16 protein-coding genes are annotated in these 17,589 nt (G+C 65.9%); 10 read left to right on the forward strand and 6 right to left on the reverse strand.

What is annotated here, in order from left to right; genetic code table 11:
* Positions 1-80 precede the first annotated feature (80 nt).
* Both ACE039_RS17255 and ACE039_RS17260 read left to right on the forward strand, forming a co-directional pair.
* Positions 81-923 carry a ZIP family metal transporter gene (locus ACE039_RS17255; protein ID WP_105554911.1) on the forward strand — a complete coding sequence of 281 codons (843 nt, stop codon included), beginning with the start codon at positions 81-83 and terminating at the stop codon, positions 921-923.
* A 58-nt stretch (positions 924-981) separates the two neighbouring features.
* Positions 982-1,770, forward strand: coding sequence for a dienelactone hydrolase family protein (locus ACE039_RS17260; protein WP_485822914.1), 789 nt, complete (start codon positions 982-984; stop codon positions 1,768-1,770).
* Positions 1,771-1,822: 52 nt separating this feature from the next.
* Here the strand turns inward: ACE039_RS17260 and ACE039_RS17265 are convergent, their stop codons facing one another.
* Positions 1,823-3,484: a Na/Pi cotransporter family protein gene (locus ACE039_RS17265; RefSeq protein ID WP_105554909.1), complete on the reverse strand. Its 1,662-nt coding sequence runs from the start codon at positions 3,482-3,484 to the stop codon at positions 1,823-1,825.
* Between the two features lie 174 nt (positions 3,485-3,658).
* Between ACE039_RS17265 and ACE039_RS17270 the strand changes: the two genes are divergently transcribed.
* Entirely contained in the window at positions 3,659-5,050 is a 1,392-nt protein-coding gene (locus ACE039_RS17270) for an L-serine ammonia-lyase (RefSeq protein ID WP_105554908.1), read from the forward strand.
* Between the two features lie 91 nt (positions 5,051-5,141).
* Here ACE039_RS17270 and htpX read toward each other — a convergent pair whose 3' ends face one another.
* Entirely contained in the window at positions 5,142-6,023 is an 882-nt protein-coding gene (gene htpX, locus ACE039_RS17275; RefSeq protein WP_485822915.1) for a protease HtpX, read from the reverse strand.
* 154 nt (positions 6,024-6,177) lie between these two features.
* Between htpX and ACE039_RS17280 the strand changes: the two genes are divergently transcribed.
* Positions 6,178-7,032: a DMT family transporter gene (locus ACE039_RS17280; protein WP_485822916.1), complete on the forward strand. Its 855-nt coding sequence runs from the start codon at positions 6,178-6,180 to the stop codon at positions 7,030-7,032.
* A 30-nt stretch (positions 7,033-7,062) separates the two neighbouring features.
* On the forward strand, positions 7,063-7,914 hold the full coding sequence (locus tag ACE039_RS17285; protein WP_485822917.1) for a sulfurtransferase: 852 nt from the start codon (positions 7,063-7,065) through the stop codon (positions 7,912-7,914).
* A gap of 77 nt (positions 7,915-7,991) precedes the next feature.
* Here ACE039_RS17285 and ACE039_RS17290 read toward each other — a convergent pair whose 3' ends face one another.
* Entirely contained in the window at positions 7,992-8,561 is a 570-nt protein-coding gene (locus ACE039_RS17290) for a phosphonate degradation HD-domain oxygenase (RefSeq protein ID WP_169270082.1), read from the reverse strand.
* Positions 8,562-8,615: 54 nt separating this feature from the next.
* Positions 8,616-9,479: a LysR family transcriptional regulator gene (locus ACE039_RS17295; protein WP_105555539.1), complete on the reverse strand. Its 864-nt coding sequence runs from the start codon at positions 9,477-9,479 to the stop codon at positions 8,616-8,618.
* A 147-nt stretch (positions 9,480-9,626) separates the two neighbouring features.
* Between ACE039_RS17295 and ACE039_RS17300 the strand changes: the two genes are divergently transcribed.
* The 5 genes from ACE039_RS17300 to ACE039_RS17320 all read left to right on the forward strand — a co-directional run bounded on the left by ACE039_RS17300 (position 9,627) and on the right by ACE039_RS17320 (position 15,715).
* Entirely contained in the window at positions 9,627-10,700 is a 1,074-nt protein-coding gene (locus ACE039_RS17300) for a putative 2-aminoethylphosphonate ABC transporter ATP-binding protein (RefSeq protein ID WP_105554904.1), read from the forward strand.
* On the forward strand, positions 10,678-12,492 hold the full coding sequence (locus ACE039_RS17305) for a putative 2-aminoethylphosphonate ABC transporter permease subunit (protein ID WP_485811334.1): 1,815 nt from the start codon (positions 10,678-10,680) through the stop codon (positions 12,490-12,492). The genes ACE039_RS17300 and ACE039_RS17305 overlap by 23 nt, the downstream gene beginning before the upstream one ends.
* Positions 12,493-12,516: 24 nt before the next feature.
* Complete coding sequence (gene phnX, locus ACE039_RS17310; protein WP_485822918.1) at positions 12,517-13,338, forward strand: phosphonoacetaldehyde hydrolase; 822 nt, start codon at positions 12,517-12,519, stop codon at positions 13,336-13,338.
* A gap of 121 nt (positions 13,339-13,459) precedes the next feature.
* Entirely contained in the window at positions 13,460-14,482 is a 1,023-nt protein-coding gene (locus tag ACE039_RS17315; RefSeq protein ID WP_485822919.1) for a putative 2-aminoethylphosphonate ABC transporter substrate-binding protein, read from the forward strand.
* A gap of 102 nt (positions 14,483-14,584) precedes the next feature.
* Positions 14,585-15,715: a TIGR03364 family FAD-dependent oxidoreductase gene (locus ACE039_RS17320; RefSeq protein ID WP_485822920.1), complete on the forward strand. Its 1,131-nt coding sequence runs from the start codon at positions 14,585-14,587 to the stop codon at positions 15,713-15,715.
* Positions 15,716-15,805: 90 nt separating this feature from the next.
* On the opposite strand, the gene ACE039_RS17325 is transcribed toward ACE039_RS17320, so the two are convergent.
* Both ACE039_RS17325 and ACE039_RS17330 read right to left on the reverse strand, forming a co-directional pair.
* Positions 15,806-16,951 (reverse strand): aromatic ring-hydroxylating oxygenase subunit alpha, encoded by a 1,146-nt coding sequence (locus ACE039_RS17325; protein ID WP_485822921.1) that lies wholly within the window; start codon positions 16,949-16,951, stop codon positions 15,806-15,808.
* Between the two features lie 293 nt (positions 16,952-17,244).
* Positions 17,245-17,589, reverse strand: a 345-nt coding sequence (locus ACE039_RS17330; protein WP_485822922.1) for an acyltransferase family protein, incomplete at its 5' end; no start/stop codon positions are given.

The raw sequence follows: 17,589 nt of genomic DNA on the forward strand, positions 1-17,589 counted from the left end.
CCCTTGGGGGGCCCCATTTCCGATTTTGGGATTGCAACAATATAATGTTGCGCTTCCCCCGCTTATATTGCGTCCCCAAAATGTTGCTGCTCTGGGTCCTGCTTGCCACTGTCACCGGTGGTCTTATCGCCGTCCTTGTCGCCAGCTGGCTGGCCTACAAGGTGTTCGCCCAATACCTGCATCACATGGTGAGCCTGTCGGTGGGCGTGCTGTTGTCGGTGGCGCTGCTGCACTTGCTGCCCGAAGCCTTCGAGGGCGGGGTAAGCGACGCCCATACGCTCTTCGGGTTGATGCTGGCGTCGCTGATCGGTTTCTTCGTGCTGGAGAAGATCGCGCTGTTGCGCCATAGCCATCACCACGAGGGCGACGGCCACCACCATCACAAGGGCCACGACCACCACGAAGCGGGGCGGGGCGGGGTGTTGATCCTGATCGGCAGTTCGCTGCACAACTTGTGCGATGGCGTACTGGTGGCGGCGGCCTTCCTGACGGACCCGCTGCTGGGCGTGTTGACGGCCGCCTCGATCATCGTGCACGAAGTGCCGCACAAGCTCAGCGATTTCGTCGTGCTGCTCAATGCGGGGCTGGCGCGCCGCCGGGCGTTTTTCCTGATCCTGTTCACCAGCTTGTGTTCAGCCGTGGGCGGCATAATAGGGTACTTCGTGCTTCAGCAAGCGCAGGGCTGGGTGCCCTATGTGCTGGTGATTGCGGCCAGCAGCTTCCTTTACATTTCGGTGGCCGACCTGATGCCGCAGATGCACGAACGGGTATCCCTTTCGGATGCCGTCCCGCAGTTGCTGCTGGTGGGCGTGGGCGTGGCGCTGATCTACAGTGTGACGACCCTGATGCACCATGGGCACGAGCACGTGGCCGATCCTGGCCCCGGCACGCCCCATGCGGAGCACGTTCACCCGGCGCACTAGGCAGGACGCGCGCGAAACGGGAGACCCGGTGTCGTTGATCCCTACACAGGAGTACTCCATGAGTTTTTCCGCCGCCGCCGGCAACGTCGCGCCCACCGTCATCCATACGGACACGCAGGGCCTCGTCCACGGGGATTTCAAACTACCCGTGGCCGATGGCTCCATCGCCGCCTACTACGCCGCGCCCGAAGGCCGCCGCGACCTGCCCATCGTGCTGGTCGTGCAGGAGATCTTCGGCGTGCACGAGCACATCAAGGACATCTGCCGCCGCGTCGCCAAGGCCGGCTACCTGGCCGTGGCCGCCAACCTGTACGAGCGACAGGGCGACGCGTCGGTCTATACCGACATCCCGAAGCTTATCGCCGAGCTGGTCAGCAAGGTGCCTGACGAGCAAGTGTTCGCCGACCTGGATGCCAGCGTGGCCTGGGCCGCGCAAAACGGTGGCGACGCCCGCCGCGTGGCGGTCACGGGATTTTGCTGGGGTGGGCGCCTGACGTGGATGTACGCCGCGCACAATCCCGACGTGCGTGCCGCCGTGGCGTGGTACGGCAAGCTCAGCACCGGCCACGGCCCGCTGATCAAACGCGTTGCTTTCGATGTGGTCAATGAGCTGCACGGCCCGGTGCTGGGGTTGTACGGCGCCCAGGACGCCAGCATCCCGTTGGCCGACATCGATACGATGAAGACCAAGCTGGCCAACGGCAATGCCGCCGCCAAACAGTCGGAATTCGTGGTGTACCCCGACGCCGACCACGCCTTCATGGCGGACTACCGGGCCAGCTACAAGCCCGAGGCCGCGAAAGACGGCTGGAAGGGGATGCTGGAATGGTTCCAACGGTATCTGTAGGCGGGCGACCGTAGAACGGGGGCATCGCGCAAAGTAGGCATGCGCCCGAATTCTAGTTTCCGGCCTCTCGCAGTCGGCTGGGCAGCAACTCGCCGTGGCGGGCCAGTAGCGGATAGGCCGCCGCGCCCACCAGATGTGAGTTGATTCCCTTCATGTCCCGCAGGATGTCCAGGTAGAGCGAGCCGACTTCGGCGGCGTCGACCTGGCCCGCCTTGATCTTCTGCAAGTGCGTGTCCGAAGCCTGGGTTTCGATCGTGCGGAAGCGGTTCTTCTCGCCGGCCAGGGCGCGGGCCTGGCGCAGGTCGTCGTTGACGAAAAGCGCGGCCGCCTGGCGTTCGTTGGCGATCAACTGGCCCAGGGTGTCGTCCAGGCTGGCGCGCTGCTCGGGCGAGAAGGTCCAGCCCTGCTTGCGCAGCTTGGCGATGTGGCTCAGCAGGCCGTGATGGGCGATGTCGCCGGCATGGCCGATATTGCTGGTGAAGGCCAGGATGTCATCCATGCGCTGGACATCGTCGCGGGTCATGTTTTCCTGGTCCAGCGTGGCCAGATAGGTCGTGATGGCGTTTTCAAGCTTGTCCAGCGCGGCGTCCAGTTGGCGCGCCTGCACCATCCGGTGCCGGTTGTCGCGCTTGAATCCGGCGCGGGCGTACAGCAGCAGCGTCTGCACCATGTCGGCCATGCGCAGGGCTTCGCGGGCCGCATTGCCCAGCGCCACGGCCGGCACGTCGTGCGCCCATTCGTCCAGGTATTGGGGGCGGGACGGGTCGTTGGGATCGGCGCGCTTGGGCAGCCAGCGGGTGAGCAGGGCGGCGTAGGGGGTCAAGAGCGGCAGGAACACCAGGGCGATCACCGCATTGAACAGCGTGTGGAAGTTGGCGACGGCGCGGGCCGGGTCGCTGGCCATGCCGCTCATCAGCGGCTGCAGCACCGGCAGCAGCAACAAACCGGCCAGCACGCCCAGTACCCGGGTCAACAGGTTGCCCAACGGCAGCCGGCGCGCGGCGGGGTCGTCGCCCGTCACGCCTTCGATCATCGGATTGATGGCCGTGCCCAGGTTGGCGCCCAGCACCAGCGCGAAGGCCACGTGCGGCGCAACCATATGGTGGCTGGCCAGCGACATCACCAGCACCACCACCGCCACGCTCGAGTGCGCGGCCCAGGTGAAGGCGGCCGACAGCAGCACCGCGGCCACTGGCTGGGTGGCCAGGGCATCCAGGATCATGCCCAGCATGGGGGCGGTCTGGAAGGGTTCGAATAGTTCGACCAACTGGTGCAAAGAGAGCAGCAGCAGCCCCAGGCCGATGAACACCCGGCCCAGGTCGCGCGTGCGGCCGGGCGGATAGCGGCGGAACATCCAGACGCCTGCCAGGATCAGGATCGGGGCGAGCGAGGTCAGGTCGAAGGACAGCAACTGGACGATCAGCGTGGTGCCGACATTGGCCCCCAGCATGGCGGCCAGGGCGGGCACCAGGCCCACGACGCCACCGGCGGCAAAACCGGTGATCATCAGGCCGGTGGCCGTGCTGCTCTGCAAGGCGGCGGTAATGCCCAGACCGGCAGCGAAGGCCCGCAGACGCGTGCCCAACGCTTTGCCCAGCGCCGCGCCCAGGGCCGCGCCGAAAGCGCGCTGGACGCCGGTTTGCACCATGTGCACGCCCCAAAGGAGCAAGGCGACATAGCCGGCGAAGTCAAGCAGGGTAATAAGTCCAGACATCCAGGGGTGTTCCCTTCTTTTTATGACATGAAATAATTCTGTAATGATCGCATGCCTGACCTGCCGGGGAAACCCGGGGGCCTGATACAGCATACGCCCGGCGGGGCTTTGCTGCGTATGGCGGTGGCTACGCGTATCATTGCCTGACTATTCTTTGATGTACTGGAGTTTTGCGTGGCCGTTTCCGTATTCGATCTGTTCAAGATAGGCATTGGCCCGTCTAGCTCCCATACGGTGGGCCCGATGCGGGCCGCCTTGCTTTTCGCGCAAGGCCTGGAACGCGACGGCCTGATGCCGCGCGTGGGTCATGTCCGCGCCGAGCTCTACGGATCACTGGGCGCCACCGGCAAGGGGCACGGCACCGACAAGGGCGTGCTGCTTGGCCTGATGGGCGAAGCCCCCGATACGGTCGACCCGGCCGCGATTGTCGGCATGGTCGCCTCGGTGCGCGCCAGCCGCCAATTGCCGCTGCTGGGCCGCTACCCGGTTCCTTTCATCGAAAAGGAACACATGGTGTTCTACCGCCGCGAGGCGATGGCCGAACACCCCAACGGCATGAAATTCCACGCCTTTGACGCCAACGGCGAGTCGTTGCGCGAATCGCGCTACCTGTCGGTGGGCGGCGGCTTCGTGGTGACGGCGGGCGCCTCGAACAGCCAGGTCATCGCCGCGCACAACCAGTTGCCGTACCCGTTCCGTTCGGGCCGTGAGCTGTTGGCCATGTGCCGCGAAAGCGGGCTGTCGGTGGCGCAGCTGATGATGCAGAACGAATTGACGTGGCGCGACGCCTCGGAAACCAGCAGCGGCCTGGATCGCATCTGGCAGGTCATGCAGGACTGCGTGGCGCGCGGCTGTGGCATCAATTATCCCGAAGCCGACGGCGAATTGCCCGGCCCGCTGCGGGTGCGCCGACGCGCGCCCGAGCTATATCGCAATCTGACGCAGCGTGCCGAGCGCACGCTGTCCGACCCCTTGTCCGTGATGGACTGGGTGAACCTTTACGCCATGGCGGTCAACGAAGAGAACGCTGCGGGCGGCCGCGTCGTGACGGCGCCGACCAACGGCGCGGCGGGCATCATTCCGGCCGTCCTGCACTATTACGACCGCTTCGTGCCGGGTTCCAACCGCGAGGGCGTGCGGGAATTCCTGCTGACGGCCGCTGCGGTGGGCCTGCTGTACAAGTACAACGCCTCGCTGTCGGGCGCCGAAGTCGGCTGTCAGGGCGAGGTGGGCGTGGCGTGTTCGATGGCGGCCGGCGGGCTGGCCGCCGCCTTGGGGGGCTCGGTCGAGCAGGTCGAGAACGCCGCCGAGATCGGCATGGAACACAACCTGGGACTGACGTGCGATCCGGTAGGCGGTCTGGTGCAGATTCCCTGTATCGAACGCAACGCCATGGCCTCCATCAAGGCGGTGAACGCTGCCCGGATGGCGCTGCGCGGCGATGGGCAGCACTACGTGTCGCTGGACTCGGTGATCAAGACCATGCGCGAAACCGGCGCCGACATGAAGACCAAGTACAAGGAAACCGCGCGCGGCGGCTTGGCGGTGAACATCGTCGAGTGCTGATGGCTGCCGGGCGCTGCCCATGAAAAAGCCCCTCCGAGGAGGGGCTTTTTATTGCCAGCCGCTAGCGTGGGGCGCAAGCCCCGAGCCGGTTTTAGACGACACGCGCATTTTGCAGCGCGGCGATGCGGGACGGGATCGGCGGGTGCGAGGCGAACATGGCCGCCAGGCCGCCACGGCCGGTGATGCCCGACGCTTCGAACGACTTGGGCAGGGCGCCCGGTTCCAGGCCGCCCAGACGGGCCAGGGCCCGGATCATGGGTTCACGCGCGCCCATCAACTGGGCCGAACCGGCGTCGGCGCGGTATTCGCGCTGGCGCGAAAACCAGGCCACGATGATCGACGCCAGGACGCCGAAAATGATCTCACAGACCAGCACGGTGATGTAGTAGCCCGGGCCGATGCCGCGTTCGTTCTTGAACACGACGCGGTCGATGAAGTAGCCGACCACGCGGGCCAGGAACACGACGAACGTGTTCACCACGCCCTGGATCAGCGTCAACGTGACCATGTCGCCGTTGGCGATGTGGGCCACTTCGTGCGCCAGCACGGCGGCGACTTCCTCTTCGCTCATGCTTTCCAGCAGGCCCGTCGACACGGCGACCAGCGAGTCGTTCTTGAACGCGCCGGTGGCGAACGCATTGGGGGCGCCGTCATAGATGGCGACTTCCGGGCGGCCGATGCCGGCGCGGTCAGCCAACTGGTGCACGGTGTCGAGCAGCCAGGCTTCGCGCTGGTTGCGCGGGGCGTTGGGATCCAGCACTTGCGCGCCGGTGCTCCATTTGGCCATCGGCTTGCTGATCAGGAGCGAGATGATCGCGCCCGTAAAGCCCACGACGACCGAGAAAATCAGCAGGGCGTTGAGGTTCAGTCCGTTGGCGGTGATGTAGCGGTCTACGCCCAGAATGCGCAGCGTGGCCGACAGCACGAGCATGACGGCCAGGTTGGTGATGACGAACAAGACAATGCGTTTCATGTTTTTTGTGTTCCTCTGCGAGCGGGAAATACCCGGGTTCGACATCGCGGCGGCCCGCCAGTTCCCCGACTCGCCGGCGCCGCTCCCGGTGACGAAGAGTATAGTATCGCTTTCCCCTATTCCTCCCCCACTTTTCCCTTAGCGCAGACCCCCAATGCAGGCTCTCTGGATGTTGCTGGCGTCCGCCATGTTCGCCATCATGGGGGCGTTCGTGAAGCTCGGTACCGAGCACGGCGCCTCCCTCCCGCAGATCGTGCTGTTCCGCGGGCTGCCTTCGGTGATCCTTTTGCTGCTGTGGGCGCGCGCCGGCCGGCAATCCATCATTCCGACCAGCTGGAAACTGCATCTGTGGCGCAACCTGTCCGGTGTCACGTCGATGTGGTTGGGCTTCTTCGCCATTTCGCACCTGCCGCTGGCCACGGCCACCAGCCTGAACTACACCGCGCCGCTTTTCATCGCCTGCTGGATGCTGGGCTGGGGCGGCGCGCAGCGCGACCCGGTGCGCATCGTGGCGGTGGCGCTGGGCTTCCTGGGCGTGATCGCCGTGCTGCGGCCCAGCATCAATGACGACCAGTGGGTGGCCGCGGTGATGGGGATGGGCGCCGGCGCCATGTCGGCGATCGCCATGATGCAGATCCGCCAACTGGGCCGGATCGGCGAACCCGAATGGCGCACCGTGCTGTTCTTTTCCGTGGCGGTCTGCGTGTCCAGCGTCGCCGGGCTATGGTTCGAAGGCTGGGGCCAGGCCGACTGGCAGGGCTACGCATCGCTGTTTGGCGTCGGGGTGGCTGGCATGTTCGGCCAGTTGGCCATGACGCGGGCGTTCGGCATGGGGTCCGCGCTGCTGACCGCGGCGCTGCAATACAGCACCATTATCTTCGCGGCCTTGCTGGGCATGGGCTTCTGGGGCGACCACCTGGACGGCGTGGCCTGGGCCGGCATGGGCTTGATCATTTCCGCGGGGCTGCTGTCGGTGTGGCGCACGATGCGCGACCCCAAGCCGGCTTGACCCGCGTTCCTCTCGACTCGGAGCACACGAATGACGATGACACTGATTTCCGCCGCCGATCTGGCCGCGCGCCTGGATACGCCCGACGTGCGCGTGTTCGACGTGCGCCACGACCTGACCAACCATGCGGTCGGCCGCCAAGCCTATGACGCCGGCCACATCCCCGGCGCCCGCCATCTGGACCACGAGAGCGAACTGGCCGCGCCGCGCACCGGCAAGAACGGGCGCCATCCCTTGCCCGCGCGCGCCGAATTCGGCGCGCTGATGGCCGCGCATGGCGTGACGCCGCAGACGCTGGTCGTGGCTTACGACGCCAGCGGTGGCATGTACGCCGCGCACCTGTGGTGGATGCTGCGCTGGTTGGGCCACGACCGCGTGGCCGTGCTGGACGGCGGCTGGCAGGCCTGGGTGGCCGCCGGACTCCCGACCACGACCGAGGCCGCAGCCCCGGTGCAGGCCGGAAAACCCGTGGAGCCGGGCCCGTCCCTGGCGGGGGCCGTGGACGCCAACGCCGTGCTGGCCAACATCGCCCAGCCGTCCTTTACCGTGATCGACGCGCGCGCCGCCAACCGCTACCGCGGCGAAGTCGAGCCCATGGACCCGTTGGCGGGGCACATTCCGGGCGCGTTGAACCGCCCCAACGGCGAAAACCTGCAAGCCGACGGCCGCTTCAAGAGCGCCGAACAACTGCGCGCCGAGTTCTCGGGCCTGCTCGATGGCCGCGACCCGGCCGCCATCGTGCACCAGTGCGGCTCGGGCATCACGGCCTGCCACAACCTGCTGTCGATGGAGATCGCGGGCCTGGCGGGATCGCGTCTGTATCCGGGCTCGTGGAGCGAGTGGTGCAGCGATCCGACGCGGCCGGTAGCCAAGGGCGCCTGAGGCGGCCGGGGCGGCTGGCGATCGTAAGCCAGGGCGGTTGCCCTGGTTTTTTTTCGCCGGCGTTTTTCTTTTAGCCGCTACCAGATCGCGGCAAGCTTGACCCGTCCCGAGACGCTTTCCGCGATCTCCAGGAAGTGGTCCAGCGGCGGCGTGGCCAGCCCCGGCACCTTGGCCATATCGTCCCAGCGTCTTAGACGAATCGCATCCGGCGCGCCGGGCATGCTGGCGAAATCCACCGCCTGGCCTGCGTCGAAACTGCCCCCCTGCAACGCCAGGCTGCGCTTTGAATCCTCGGAGAGCGACGCTTCATATTGCGGCTCCACATAGCAGAGGTAGCGCTTGGCTTCCACGTGAAGCCTGATCGGGTCCAGCACGGCCGAGCTGAACAGGCCGCGCAGGAACGGCAGCACGAAATACTGGTGCTTGTCGTCGATGCCGCGCAGCGTGGGCGTGCCTGGCCGGTCGGCGATCAGATGGCCAAGGTCGTGCAGCAGGCAGGCGGTGATCAGTTGCGCATTGGCGCCATGGCGTTCGGCCAGCGCCGCCGTCTGCAGCGCATGCCGCAAATGGCTGACCGACTCGCCGTGATAGGAACGATGTCCGCGTTCCAGGAAAATCTGCTCGATATCTTGCAAGGTCAAGGCCATGGTTGTCTCCTGAGTGGCCGCAAGGGGGGAGAGGCGGGCAGTGACCCTGGCGGGTCAGCCGGCTGCCGGCGCCATCTCCAGAAAGCGCGCGATCAGTTGCACCGGTTGGCGCTCGCGCAGGCAGTACAGGTATTCGTTCATCACGATGTCCGCGCCCTGGATATCCAGGGCTGCCAGATCGGGGTGCGATGGAATTTCACGCGAGGGGATCAGGCTGATGCCCAAATCGCACAGGATGGCTTGGCGAATCGACTCGCGGCTGCCGATCTCCAGGGTGCGCCGCACGGCAACCCCGGCCGCCGCCAGGGCGTCCTCGGTCAGCTGTCGCGTCATGGAACCCGGCTCGCGCAGCAGCACCGCGTGGTCGGCCAGATCGGCCAGGCGGACCTGGCTGCGGCGCGCCAAAGGGTGGTCGCGATGCGTCACCACACGGATCGGGTCGGCCGCGATCATCCGGCGGTACAGGTGCTTGTCATCCATCAGAAAGGAAGACGTGGCAATCTCGATGCGGTAGTCGTGCAATGCTTGCAGCATTGACTGCGAATTGCCGATCGTGACGGTCAGGTCGATGCCCGGATAACGCTGGTTGTACCGGCGCACCGTGTCCATGATGTAGAACGGGCCGGTGGCGCCGATGCGCAGGTTGCCTTCGCGCAGGTCGCTGGCGTCGCGCAGCCGGAAATCGATCTCGGTTTCCTGCTGGACCAGCTTCTCGACCATGGGCATCAGGTTGTGGCCGGCGTCGGACAGGCGCATGCCGCGGCCTTGCCGGTGGAACAGTTCGATGCCGTAACGCGACTCCAGCTGGCGCAATTGCCCCGTCACCGTGGGCTGGCTGACGCCCAACTGGGCGGCGGCTTTAGTGACGGTGCCGCAGCGGGCCACGGCGTAGAAGGATTTGAGTTCGGCGACGAGCACGATGATGGGGGCGGGAAAGGGACGCAATGCGCAAGACCGCCAGTACACCAAAATAATTTGATGTTTTTATTACTGCATTTGCGCGAAGTGTCATAAACACTCAATACGCGCCTTCCATACTGCCTTCGTTCCCAGACCGGAGGCACCATGCCCCAACCGAATAACGCCTTCCTCTCCGTTCGAAATCTTGTGAAACGGTTCGGCAGCCATACGGCGCTGGCGGATGTTTCGCTGGATATCCGCGCCGGGGAGCTGGTGTGCCTGCTGGGACCGTCCGGTTGCGGCAAGACGACCCTGCTGCGGGCCATCGCCGGGCTGGAGCGCCAGGACAGCGGCACGATCGTGTTGTCCGGCCGGGATATTTCGCGCGCCGAGCCGCAAGAGCGCGACTACGGCATCCTGTTCCAGTCCTACGCGTTGTTTCCCAATCTGACCGTGGCCCAGAATGTGGCCTACGGCCTGAGCGGCAAGCGCGCCCACCGCAAGCACGTCGCCAGCCGGGTCGAGGAAATGCTGGCCCTGGTGGGGCTGTCCGGCGCGGCGGAAAAATACCCGGGACAGATTTCCGGCGGCCAACAGCAGCGCGTGGCCCTGGCGCGCGCGCTGGCGCCGTCGCCGTCGCTGCTGCTGCTGGACGAGCCCATGTCCGCCCTGGACGCCCGGGTGCGCGAACACCTGCGCATCGAGCTGCGCGCCTTGCAGAAACGCCTGTCCATCACGACCCTGATGGTGACGCACGACCAGGAAGAGGCCATGGTGATGGCTGACCGCATCGCCGTGATGAATGGCGGCGTGATCGAACAGTACGGCACGCCGCGCGAGCTCTACCGCCAGCCGGGTTCGGCCTTCATTGCCGATTTCGTGGGCGAGGCGAACTGGCTGCCGTTCGAGCGCGTCGATGCCCACCGCGCCCGCGTGGGCCGGCAGGAACTGGCTGTGGACGAGGCGCTGGACGGCGCGTCGGGCAAGCTGTTCGTGCGTCCGGAAGCCGTGCGCGTCAGCATGGCGCGCCCGGAAGAACCCAACTCCATGCTGGCCGACGTGCTGGACGGCGTGTTCCTGGGTCGCGGCTATCGCCTGGCTTTGCGGCTGGAAGGCGTGCCCGGGTCCACCGTGCACTCCATCGTGTCCCCTGAAATCGGAGATGCCCTGTTGGGCCCTCACGCTGCCAGCCGTTGCTGGGTGGAGCTGCCGCGCCATGCGATTCGCGCCTACGCTTGATGACGCCGTGACGGGACCCTCCGCCGCCGAGGCCGCCGCCACCGCGGCCGCCATGCCCGCCTCGCCGCCGTCTCAGGCCGCCACCGCGGCCGTCCTGGGCCGCCGTCCGCTACCCGGCTGGATCGGTGCGCTGGGATTGACGGCGGGGCAGGGCGCGCTCGTCCTGTTCCTGGTGCTGTTTCTGGCGTTACCGCTGGCGGCGATCCTGGCTAAGTCCGTCACCGACAGCGACGGCGCGTGGGCCGGCCTGTCTGTCGTCACGGGCATCATCGGCGCGGACGGTTTCATGGCCATGGTCGGGCGCAGCCTGACCGTGGGCATCGTCACGATGCTGCTGGTGGTGCCTTGCGCCTACGGTTTCGCTTATGGCTTGACCCGCACGCGCCTGCCCGGCAAGGGCCTGCTGCGCACCATCGCCTTGCTGCCGCTGCTGGCGCCGTCGCTTCTGCCAGGCATCGCCCTGGTCTATCTGCTGGGCAATCAGGGCCTGCTCAAGGGCCTGACGGGCGGCGCCACCATTTATGGTTTCTGGGGCATTGTCGTGGGCGAGGCCTTCTACACCTTTCCGCATGCCTTGATGATCCTGCTGACCGGCCTGACCCTGGCCGACGGCCGCCTGTATGACGCGGCGCGCGCCATGGGCGCCGGCTCGTGGCGCACCTTTCTTACCGTGACCCTGCCCGGCACGCGCTATGCCGTGTTTTCGGCCTGCTGCGTTGTGTTCACCTTGACGGTGACCGACTTCGGCGTGCCCAAGGTGGTGGGCGGCGACTACAACGTGCTGGCCATGGAAGCGTACAAGGCGGTGGTCGGCCAACAGAATTTCCCCAAGGGCGCGGCCATCGGCATCTTGCTGCTGCTGCCCGCCTTGCTGACGTTCGTGCTGGACCGCCGGCTGCGCGCCCGCCAAGGCGCCCAGATGAGCGGCCGGGCGCAGCCCTACGTGTCGGGCGTGAACGTCCGGCGCGATGCGGCCTTCCTGGTGCTGGCCGGCGCGATGGCCGCCTTCCTGCTGCTGATTATCGGCGTGGCCGTCTGGGCGTCGTTCGTGAAGATGTGGCCATACAACCTGTCGCTGTCGCTGCGGTCCTATGATTTCGACAACATGGATGGCGGTGGCTGGCTGGCCTGGCGCAACAGCTTGCAGTTGGCGTTCTGCACGGCGGTGATCGGCACGGTGGTGGTGTTTGTGGGCGCCTGGATGATGGAGAAGGTGCCCGCGCGCGGCGGCGTGGCGCGCGGCTTGCGCGGCGCCGTGAGCATGCTGGCGTTGATGCCGATGGCCGTTCCCGGCCTGGTGCTGGGCCTGGGCTACATCTTTTTCTTCAATAGCCTGATGAACCCCTTGAACATGCTCTACGGGACGATGCCGCTGTTGATCCTGTGCACGGTCGTCCACTTCTACACCAGCGCGCATTTGACGGCGGCCACGGCGCTCAATGCCCTGGACCCGGAATTTGAAGCCGCCTCGGCGTCGCTGAAGGTGCCACGCATGACGACCTTCCTGCGCGTGACCTTGCCCATGTGCCTGCCCGCGGCGCTGGATGTTGCCCGCTACTTGTTCGTTTCCGCCATGACCACCGTGTCGGCCGTGGTGTTCCTGTACAGCCCGTCCACGGTGCTGGCTGCCGTCGCCGTGCTGAACATGGACGATGCCGGCTTCATCGGCCCGGCCGCCGCCATGTGCACCGTGATCATGGCCAGTTCCGCCGTCGCGGCGCTTGCGTTGCACCTGGCCAGCCGCGCGCTGGTGGCGCGCAGCCAGGCCTGGCGCCGACCCGCGGCCCTCTGAACGCTTATTTCTAGGATGACCCTCATGAAAGTTTCCCCTTTGCCCGTCCAGCTGGAAGCCGTGATCTTCGACTGGGCCGGCACGCTGGTCGACTTCGGTTCGTTCGCGCCCACCAAGGTGTTCGTGGATGCGTTTTCGCAGTTCGGCATGGACGTGTCGTTGAAAGAAGCCCGCGGCCCGATGGGCGTGGGCAAGTGGGACCACATCCGCGCCCTGTGCGATCAGCCCGCCATCGCCGGCCAATACCAGGCCCAGTTCGGCCACCTGCCGACCGACGAGGACGTGACCGCCATCTATGAACGCTTCCTGCCGATGCAGCTGGAAAAGGTCGCGCAGTATTCGGCGGCCATTCCCGGCGCGGCTGAGCTGTTGCGCGCGTTGCGCCAGCGCGGCCTGAAGATCGGGTCCTGCTCGGGCTATCCCGGCAGCGTCATGCGCCGCGTCGTTGAACGCGCGGCCTCCGAAGGCCTGGAGCCCGACTGCATCGTGGCCAGCGACGACGTGCCGCGCGCGCGTCCGGCGCCGGCCATGGCGCTGAAGAACGTCGTGGAACTGGGCCTGACCGACGTCGCAGGCTGCATCAAGGTCGACGACACCTCGCCCGGCATCGAGGAAGGCCGCCGCGCCGGCATGTGGACGGTGGGCCTGCTGTTGTCGGGCAACGCCGCCGGCCTGACGCTGGACGAATACCTGAGCCTGGACGAAGCCGGGCGCGACAAGGCGCGCGCGGAGGCCACCCGCGAGCTGTCGGCCGCCGCGCCGCACTACCTGATCGATACCGTGGCGGACCTGCCGGCCGTCGTGACCGATATCGACGCCCGTCTGGCGCGAGGCGAACGGCCCTGAACTAGATCCCGACTGGCCGGCGCCGCCGGCCGCATTCCTCTTTCACCCCGCATACCGCAGCCGCAATCGCCGGCCGTGGCGGCGGCTCTCACCCTTTTTCCGCTCATCCACGGAGTTCCTCATGAATCGCTACAAGCTGCTTGCACTGGCCGCCGCCCTGACGGGCGTGATGGGCGCCGCCTCCGCCGAGACCACGCTGACCGTCTACACCGCGCTGGAAGCCGATCAGATCAAGGTCTACCAGGCCGCCTTCGAGCGCGCCAACCCCGACATCAAGATCCAGTGGGTCCGCGACTCCACCGGCATCATCGCCGCCAAGCTGCTGGCTGAAAAAAGCAACCCGAAGGCCGACGTGATCTGGGGCCTGGCCGGCACGGCGCTGGGCTTGATGGACAAGGAAGGCATGCTGCAACCCTACGCCCCCAAGGGACTGGACCAGATCGCCACCAACATGCGCGACGCCAAGGCCGAGCCGTCGTGGGTCGGCATGGACGGCTACGCCGCCGCCATCTGCTTCAACACCATCGAAGCCGAAAAGCAGAAGCTGCCCAAGCCCACGTCGTGGCAGGACCTGACCAAGCCGGTCTACGCCGGCAAGATCGTCATGCCGAACCCCGCCTCGTCGGGCACGGGCTTCCTGGACGTCAGTGCGTGGCTGCAGATCTTCGGTGAAGAAAAGGGCTGGGCCTATATGGACGCCTTGCACAAGAACATCGGTTCGTACACGCACTCGGGTTCGAAGCCTTGCAACATGGCCGCGGCGGGCGAATTCCCGATCGGCGTGTCGTTCGACTACCGCGCCGCCAAGCTGAAGGCCGACGGTGCGCCGGTGGAAGCCGTGTTCCCGTCGGAAGGCCTGGGCTGGGAAGTGGAAGCCACCGCCATCATGAAGGGCACGAAGAACCTGGAGGCCGCCCGCAAGCTGGCCGACTTCTCGGCCAGTCGCGAAGCCAACGAGCTGTACAAGGCCAACTTCGCGGTGCTGGCGATCCCGTCGATCGCCACGGTCAACCCGAACCTGCCGGCCGACCTGACCAAGCGCATGATCAAGAACGACTTCGTGTGGGCCGCCACGAACCGTGAACGCATCATCGCCGAATGGACCAAGCGCTACGACGGCAAGTCCGAGCCGAAGAAGAAGTAAGCGTCCGCCCACGCAGCGGCGCGGCGCTTGCCGTGCCGCCGCTTACCGGAAGCGCCGCCACGCGGCGGCTTCCCCCGCTATTCCTCTAGCAATGTTCCTGAGATGAAAACTTACGACGTAATCGTGGTGGGCGCGGGCATGCTCGGCATCGCGCACGCCTGGGCGGCCGCCAAGCGCGGCCTGTCGGTGGCCGTGATCGAACGCAGTCGCCAGGCGCACGGCGCCACGATCCGCAACTTCGGCCAGGTCATCGTGACCGGCCAGGCGCCTGGCATGATGCTGTCGCATGCGCAGCAGGCCCGCGAACTGTGGCTGGATCTGGCCGACAAGGCCGGCTTCCACGTGCGCGCCAACGGCGCCCTGGTGCTGGCGCGCAATGCCGACGAGGCCGCCGTGCTGCAGGAGTTCGCGGATACGCGGCTGGCGCAAGAGGGCTACCGCGCCGACCTGTTGTCCGCCCGCGACGTGGCGGGTTTGTACGACGGGCAGTTGGCGCACCACTGCATGGGCCTGCGCGGCCACGATGACCTGCAGATCTATTCGCGCGAGGCGCTGCCCGCGATCACGCGCTACCTGGCGGAATCGCTGGGCGTGACGTTCATCACCGGCACGCTGGCGCGCGCCGTGGAAAATGGCTTGGTCGGCACCACCGCCGGCGACTTCCAGGGCAAGCACGTGTTCGTCTGCCCGGGCCACGACTACCTGACCTTGCTGCCCGAACGGTTCGCGCCGTTGAACCTGGAAATCACCCGCTTGCAGATGTTGCGCGCGGCTTTCGAGACGAACCCCATCGCGCTGGACCGTCCCGTGCTGACGGGGTTGTCTTGCGTGCATTACGGCGCCTTTTCGGACCTGCCGTCGGCGCAAGTCCTGCGGGACGTGATCCAGGCACGCACACCGATGCTGCTTGAGAACGGCATCCACCTGCTGATCAGCCCCACGCCTTATGGCGAACTGGTCATCGGCGATTCGCACCGCTACGGGCAGGATGCGTTTCCCTTCAACGACGAGGCCGTCGACAACGCCATGCTGGACCTGGCGTCGCAGGCGCTGGGCGCGCGATTGCGCGTGCTGGAGCGTTGGCAGGGTGTCTACGGCGCCCACGGCCCGGCGCCGTTCTCGGTGATGCCGGTGGACGCGGCGACGACCGTCGCCGTGATGCACTCGGGCGTCGGCATGACGGTGGGGCTGGCGATCGGCGAACGAACGGTAGCCGGCGTGATCGGACACTGACGCGCTAGCGCCTTGCGCAAGAAAAAGGGCCTCGCACGAATGCGAGGCCCTTTCTTCGATTACGGCGAACCCGCGTTTGCAGGGGCGCGATTAGATGTTGTGCATGATGCGCCGGTACCACTCGTGGAAGTGCTGCATGCCGTCTTCCATTGGCGACTGGTACGGGCCGGCTTCGTTCACGCCGCGCAGCATCAGGGCCTTGCGGCCCGCATCCATGCGTTCGGCGATCTCGTCGTCTTCGATGGCTGTTTCCATGTAGGCCGCGCGCTGCGCCTCGACGAATTCGCGTTCGAACGCCGAGATTTCCTCGGGGTAGTAGAACTCGACCACGTTGATCGTTTCCTGCGGGCTCTTCGGATACAACGTCGACAGCACCAGTACGTGCGGGTAAAGCTCGATCATGTGAGTCGGGAAATACGTGACCCACACCGCGCCGAAGTCCGGCGCGTCGCCGTCGCGGAACGACAGCAGGCGGTCGTGCCACTGCTTGTACACGTCAGAACCCGGCTGCGCCAAGGCGTTGTGCACGCCGACCTTCTGCAGGCTGTACCAGTCGTTGAATTCCCAGGTCAGGTCGTCGCAAGTGACGAAGCGGCCCAGGCCGGGATGGAACGGACCGACGTGGTAGTCCTCAAGGTAGACCTCGATGAAGGTCTTCCAGTTGTAGTTGCACTGATGCACTTCGACATGGTCGAGCACGTAGTCGCCGAAGTTGAACTCCGGGCGCGAGAACAGCGGGGCCATGTCCGAGGCCGGGTCGCGCGGGCCTTCGAACAACAGGCCGTGGCAATCGCGCAGGCGGAACTTCTGCAAGTTCATGCAGGGCGTGGTCTCGAATTGGGGCGCGCCCAACAACTCGCCTTGATTGTTGTACGTCCAGCGGTGCAGCGGGCAAACGATGTTGCCGCCGGTGGCTTTCAGATTGCCTTGGGAATTGCAGTTGCCGGCCACATTGCCGGCCTCGCCGCCCAGCATCAAAGCCTGACGGTGACGGCAGACATTTGAGATGAGTTCAACGCCTTGCTGGTTGCGAACCAGCACGCGCCCTGCGTTTTCCTGAACCAACGTACGCCAATCCCCGATTTCGGGCACCAATTTCTGGTGGCCGATATATTGCGAGGATTGCTTGAAAATGAGTTCTTGCTCGCGGGCAAAGAGGGCTTCGTCAAAGTAAGCACTGACGGGTAGCTGGGTGCGAGCTGGCACGACATGTGCCATCCGACCGATGTCGGTCATGATTCCCTCCGCTCGGATAAAAAAGCCAGGACGGTTTGAACTCTGCCAAGCGCTTTTGTTCAAGCCCAGCGATTTTGCGAACTGCTTTTGCAAACGCTTGAGCTCAACAGTCGAGCTTGGCTAAATCCATGCTGGCGCGAAGAAAAATCGGTGTCTGGCCGATCAAATAAGCCGTGAATTGTACCCCAAGGGATTCCCCCACGCCCGTGAAGATCCGTGAAGCTTGGTGAAGTTGAACAGGGGGATGTCCGGCGGGGCGTAAAACCCCATTAACCCTTCGTGGCGTAGGTCTTTCAGACGAGGCGGCGGGTCGCCGGATGGCGTCGCAGCAGCCAGCTGCTGGCGGCCGACAGGGCGAATACGGCCGCGGTCAGCAAGGGCACGGTCCAGGCGTCGCGGTCCCCGCCGGTGAATGCGCCCGCGCGCCGCGCCACGTCGAGGAACACCGGGTGAATCAGATAGACGCCGAAGGTCAGCGGCGCCAGCGCGGCCAGCCGCGGCAGGCGTGGCGACGAGACGATCCACTGGAACGCGGCCAGCGACATGAATGGCACCGTCAGGCTGAAATAGTCATAGAAATAGGTGTCCAGGGCATGGCCATTGGACATGACGCTTACGCCCAGCGCGGTGGGGGGCCC

The organism is Achromobacter maghribensis, assembly GCF_057334215.1.

Coding starts and splice junctions, on each gene's coding strand:
- ACE039_RS17305 (WP_485811334.1), top strand. CDS start 10,678: ATGCGATTCGCGCCTACGCTTGATGACGCCGTGACGGGACCCTCCGCC.
- ACE039_RS17285 (WP_485822917.1), top strand. CDS start 7,063: ATGACGATGACACTGATTTCCGCCGCCGATCTGGCCGCGCGCCTGGAT.
- ACE039_RS17265 (WP_105554909.1), bottom strand. CDS start 3,484: ATGTCTGGACTTATTACCCTGCTTGACTTCGCCGGCTATGTCGCCTTG.
- ACE039_RS17260 (WP_485822914.1), top strand. CDS start 982: ATGAGTTTTTCCGCCGCCGCCGGCAACGTCGCGCCCACCGTCATCCAT.
- ACE039_RS17315 (WP_485822919.1), top strand. CDS start 13,460: ATGAATCGCTACAAGCTGCTTGCACTGGCCGCCGCCCTGACGGGCGTG.
- ACE039_RS17280 (WP_485822916.1), top strand. CDS start 6,178: ATGCAGGCTCTCTGGATGTTGCTGGCGTCCGCCATGTTCGCCATCATG.
- phnX (WP_485822918.1), top strand. CDS start 12,517: ATGAAAGTTTCCCCTTTGCCCGTCCAGCTGGAAGCCGTGATCTTCGAC.
- htpX (WP_485822915.1), bottom strand. CDS start 6,023: ATGAAACGCATTGTCTTGTTCGTCATCACCAACCTGGCCGTCATGCTC.
- ACE039_RS17290 (WP_169270082.1), bottom strand. CDS start 8,561: ATGGCCTTGACCTTGCAAGATATCGAGCAGATTTTCCTGGAACGCGGA.
- ACE039_RS17320 (WP_485822920.1), top strand. CDS start 14,585: ATGAAAACTTACGACGTAATCGTGGTGGGCGCGGGCATGCTCGGCATC.
- ACE039_RS17325 (WP_485822921.1), bottom strand. CDS start 16,951: ATGACCGACATCGGTCGGATGGCACATGTCGTGCCAGCTCGCACCCAG.
- ACE039_RS17300 (WP_105554904.1), top strand. CDS start 9,627: ATGCCCCAACCGAATAACGCCTTCCTCTCCGTTCGAAATCTTGTGAAA.
- ACE039_RS17255 (WP_105554911.1), top strand. CDS start 81: ATGTTGCTGCTCTGGGTCCTGCTTGCCACTGTCACCGGTGGTCTTATC.